The following is a 1,215-nucleotide window of genomic DNA, read 5'->3' on the forward strand; positions in this document are numbered from 1 at the left end:
AGCTTAAATAATCCTTAAATGAAAGAAAAAAATCGCAAAATTTTGCAAAAAAACCAAAAAAAAAAAAAAACGGCGGATTTTAGGGGGTTTGGCGGGGTGATTTTGGGTTGTGTTTTTGGATTGATTTGGGGGGTTGTGTTTTTGGGGTGGATTGAATGGGATTGTGGGTGGATTTGGGGGGTGTTTTTATAAAGGGATTTGGTTGTTTGTGTGTGAATTTGGGTTTGTGTGCTTTTGGTTACTTATGTGTTTTTTGGGGGGGTGGATTGATTTTTTGTCATTACGAGCAAAGCGAGGCGAAGCCGAAGTTTCTTTAGTAATGACGGAAGTGCTGTCATATTGAGGTTTTGTAAGAAACCGAAATATCCAAAGGATTTTGCAGATTTGCGTTTGCATTTTTGGATACTTCGCTACGCTCAGTATGACAAGTTATTTTACTTGTGGGGGAAACTTCCTAAAGCCCTCTCCCTTAGAGTAACCGCGTTTGGCTTTTCAAAAGCCCCCTCCCTTAGCACGAGGGGGTTTGGGGGTGGGTAAGTCTTTCGACTTGCTCGCAATGACAAATGATTTGAGATTTTTTAAGATTTTGCAGTGATAAGGTAAGCAAAAAATAAAACAGCCACGCCCGTGCAAAAAAGCAAAGTAAGTGCTAAGATTCCGCCTATCATTTCATTTTCTCCAATCTTTTGAGCTTGTCTATATATAGAAAAAGCAAAGGCGCAAAAAATCCCTAGCAAAAAGCACCCACCACTTATCGCGCCTATAAGCTTAAATAGCGATAGCTCCTCATAGCGCACAAATACCCAGCCGATAATGCCAAGCAATGCGCTCAAAAACACCACCATAAGCGCAAGTAAGACATTGATAGATGATTTTGTAGCGTCTTTTTTACTCATAGGCGAAATGATAGCACAAAATCCACCAAAGCGCGTGAAATTGTTAGCTTATGATTTTGTGGATTACTAAAGAAACCGCGCTTCGCTTGTTTTCTAAAGAAACCGCGCTTCGCTTGTTTTCTAAAGAAACCGCGCTTCGCTTGTTTTCTAAAGAAACCGCGCTTCGCTTGTTTTGTGTAGCAAATGCGTGGCAATCTATTTTTTGTGCTAAGAGTGTTTCTTATAGATTGCCACGCTCGCTTTGCTCGCTCGCAAAACAAGCGAAGCACAGTTTCTTTAGTAATGACGGAAGTGCTTGCGTTTGCATTGTTGGCAGTTG

At 41.0% G+C, this 1,215-nt stretch carries 3 protein-coding genes; all 3 read right to left on the bottom strand.

Going from position 1 to position 1,215, the window contains the following annotated elements:
• Positions 1 to 186 precede the first annotated feature (186 nt).
• Entirely contained in the window at positions 187 to 396 is a 210-nt protein-coding gene (locus CQA40_RS10730; RefSeq protein ID WP_115520813.1) for a hypothetical protein, read from the bottom strand.
• Between the two features lie 182 nt (positions 397 to 578).
• Positions 579 to 896: a hypothetical protein gene (locus CQA40_RS10735; RefSeq protein WP_115520814.1), complete on the bottom strand. Its 318-nt coding sequence runs from the start codon at positions 894 to 896 to the stop codon at positions 579 to 581.
• Positions 893 to 1,215, bottom strand: a 323-nt coding sequence (locus CQA40_RS11470) for a hypothetical protein (protein WP_220271927.1), incomplete at its 5' end; no start/stop codon positions are given. The genes CQA40_RS11470 and CQA40_RS10735, both read right to left, overlap by 4 nt.

The organism is Helicobacter sp. MIT 01-3238, from assembly GCF_003364135.1.
GTDB lineage: Bacteria > Campylobacterota > Campylobacteria > Campylobacterales > Helicobacteraceae > Helicobacter_B.

Bases quoted from the DNA above. Each gene is read 5' to 3' on its own strand.
- CQA40_RS10730 (WP_115520813.1), bottom strand. From the start codon at position 396: ATGCAAACGCAAATCTGCAAAATCCTTTGGATATTTCGGTTTCTTACA.
- CQA40_RS10735 (WP_115520814.1), bottom strand. From the start codon at position 896: ATGAGTAAAAAAGACGCTACAAAATCATCTATCAATGTCTTACTTGCG.